Source organism: Legionella quinlivanii, from assembly GCF_003265995.1.
In the GTDB taxonomy this organism is placed as follows: Bacteria; Pseudomonadota; Gammaproteobacteria; order Legionellales; family Legionellaceae; genus Legionella_C; species Legionella_C quinlivanii_A.
The window spans coordinates 1-3,259 of record NZ_MVJN01000019.1; the positions used below are offsets into that span (position 1 = coordinate 1).

Here is a 3,259-nt window from a genome sequence, read left to right on the forward strand (position 1 = left end):
AATAAAGCCCTGGCGATGACCTACTTTCACATGGAGAAACTCCACACTATCATCGGCGCAAGTCTGTTTCACTTCTGAGTTCGAGATGGGATCAGGTGGTTCCAGACCGCTATAGTCGCCAGGAAAACGGGTTGACCGTAGAGCTCGGCTTCATCTTCGCGAAGCCGGCCTCGGCCGGTAAAGAGTTGAAATACAATCGAGATATAATCTCTGCACACATTCATTTATTTGCTGTCCCATACAACCCAAGACAACTCAGGTTATATGGTCAAGACAATCAGCCAATTAGTACGAGTTAGCTTCACACATTACTGCGCTTCCACACCTCGCCTATCAACGTCGTAGTCTTCAACGGGCTTCATGGGAAAACTCATCTTGAGGGAGGCTTCCCGCTTAGATGCTTTCAGCGGTTATCCCGTCCGAACTTAGCTACCCGGCAATGCGACTGGCGTCACAACCGGTACACCAGAGGTTCGTCCACTCCGGTCCTCTCGTACTAGGAGCAGCTCCTCTCAATTTTCCTACGCCCACGGCAGATAGGGACCGAACTGTCTCACGACGTTCTAAACCCAGCTCGCGTACCACTTTAAATGGCGAACAGCCATACCCTTGGGACCTGCTTCAGCCCCAGGATGTGATGAGCCGACATCGAGGTGCCAAACACCGCCGTCGATATGAACTCTTGGGCGGTATCAGCCTGTTATCCCCGGAGTACCTTTTATCCGTTGAGCGATGGCCCTTCCATACAGAACCACCGGATCACTAAGACCAACTTTCGTTCCTGCTCGACACGTCCGTCTCGCAGTCAAGCACCCTTTTGCCTTTACACTCTTGGTACGATGTCCGACCGTACCGAGGGTACCTTTGTGCTCCTCCGTTACTCTTTGGGAGGAGACCGCCCCAGTCAAACTACCCACCATACACTGTCCTCGTCCAGGATGACTGGACCAAGTTAGAACCTCAATAATAACAGGGTGGTATTTCAAGGTTGGCTCCATGCGAACTGGCGTCCGCACTTCTTAGCCTCCCACCTATCCTACACAGTTATCATCAAAGTCCAGTGCAAAGCTGTAGTAAAGGTTCACGGGGTCTTTCCGTCTAGCCGCGGGTACACGGCATCTTCACCGCGATTTCAATTTCACTGAGGCTCGGGTGGAGACAGTGTGGCCATCGTTACGCCATTCGTGCAGGTCGGAACTTACCCGACAAGGAATTTCGCTACCTTAGGACCGTTATAGTTACGGCCGCCGTTTACCGGGGCTTCGATCAAGAGCTTCTCCGAAGATAACCCCATCAATTAACCTTCCGGCACCGGGCAGGCGTCACACCCTATACGTCTTCTTACGAATTTGCAGAGTGCTGTGTTTTTAATAAACAGTCGCAGCCACCTGGTCTCTGCGGCCCTCAGATGCTTACAACGCAAGGTCTTCACATCCAAGGGCGTACCTTCTCCCGAAGTTACGGTACCATTTTGCCTAGTTCCTTCACCCGAGTTCTCTCAAGCGCCTTAGTATTCTCTACCTGTCCACCTGTGTCGGTTTCCGGTACGGTTCTCTATAAGTTATGGCTAGCAGCTTTTCCTGGAAGCGTGGCATCAATGACTTCTCTGCACCCCGTAGGGTCAGAACCACCTCGTCCCTCAGCGTTAATGAAAAACCGGATTTGCCAGGTCTTTCCGCCTAAAAACAGGTACCGGGGCAACCAACGCCCGGCTCACCTAGCCTTCTTCGTCCCCACATCACCACTTATAAAAAGTCCAGGAATATTAACCTGGTTCCCATCGACTACGCTTTTCAGCCTCGCCTTAGGGGCCGACTCACCCTGCTCCGATTAACGTCGTGCAGGAAACCTTGGACTTCCGGCGAGAGGGCTTTTCACCCTCTTTATCGTTACTCATGTCAGCATTCGCACTTCTGATACCTCCAGCCCACTTCTCAATGAACCTTCATCAGCTTACAGAACGCTCCCCTACCACGCATGCCTCGAAGGCACACATCCGCAGCTTCGGTAAATAGTTTTAGCCCCGTTACATCTTCCGCGCAGGCCGACTCGACCAGTGAGCTATTACGCTTTCTTTAAAGGGTGGCTGCTTCTAAGCCAACCTCCTGGCTGTCTATGCCTTCCCACATCGTTTCCCACTTAACTATTATTTAGGGACCTTAGCTGGCGGTCTGGGTTGTTTCCCTCTTCACGACGGACGTTAGCACCCGCCGTGTGTCTCCTGTGATTCAATTAGCCGGTATTCGGAGTTTGCATCGGGTTGGTAAGCCATGACAGCCCCCTAGCCGAAACAGTGCTCTACCCCCAGCAATCACTTCACAAGGCGCTACCTAAATAGCTTTCGGGGAGAACCAGCTATCTCCGGGCTTGATTAGCCTTTCACTCCTAGCCACACCTCATCCGATAATTTTTCAACATTACCCGGTTCGGACCTCCACTTGGTGTTACCCAACCTTCATCCTGGGCATGGCTAGATCGCCCGGTTTCGGGTCTACTCTCAGCGACTCGCGCCCTATTAAGACTCGATTTCTCTACGGCTTCCTTATTCAGTTAACCTCGCCACTAAAAGTAACTCGCTGACCCATTATACAAAAGGTACGCAGTCACCCAACCAAAGTCAGGCTCCCACTGCTTGTACGCAAACGGTTTCAGGTCTATTTCACTCCCCTCTCCGGGGTTCTTTTCACCTTTCCCTCACGGTACTGGTTCACTATCGGTCAGTAAGGAGTATTTAGCCTTGGATGATGGTCCACCCATATTCAACCAGGATTTCACGTGTCCCGGCCTACTTGTTCGTGTGCTTAGTTCCTTATCAGTGCTTCGTATACGGGGCTATCACCCTCTATCGCCAACTTTCCCAAGTTGTTCTACTCACACTCATAATAAATCACACCAGGCTCTTCCCCGTTCGCTCGCCGCTACTAGGAGAATCTCGTTTGATTTCTTTTCCTTCGGGTACTTAGATGTTTCAGTTCCCCGAGTTCGCCTCCTTAACCTATGGATTCAGTTAAGGATAATCACCGTAGTGATTGGGTTCCCCCATTCGGACATCTCTGGATCAACGCATGTTTCCAACTCCCCAGAGCTTTTCGCAGGATTCCACGTCCTTCATCGCCTCTTACTGCCAAGGCATCCACCGTTTGCGCTTCTCTTCTTGACCATATAACCTCAATTATCTCAAAGTCATACGACAACAACAAAAACTTGCAATACTAATGCGCTTGTATTTCTTCTCTTTACCTAATTGTTAATGAACTTC

General features: G+C 50.8%; 2 rRNA genes. Both read right to left on the reverse strand.

The features are described from left to right. Window positions 1-7: 7 nt before the first annotated feature. Window positions 8-123, reverse strand: a 5S ribosomal RNA gene (gene rrf, locus B1207_RS15815). 141 nt (window positions 124-264) lie between these two features. After that, window positions 265-3,160 (reverse strand): 23S ribosomal RNA (locus B1207_RS15820). Window positions 3,161-3,259: the final 99 nt, after the last annotated feature.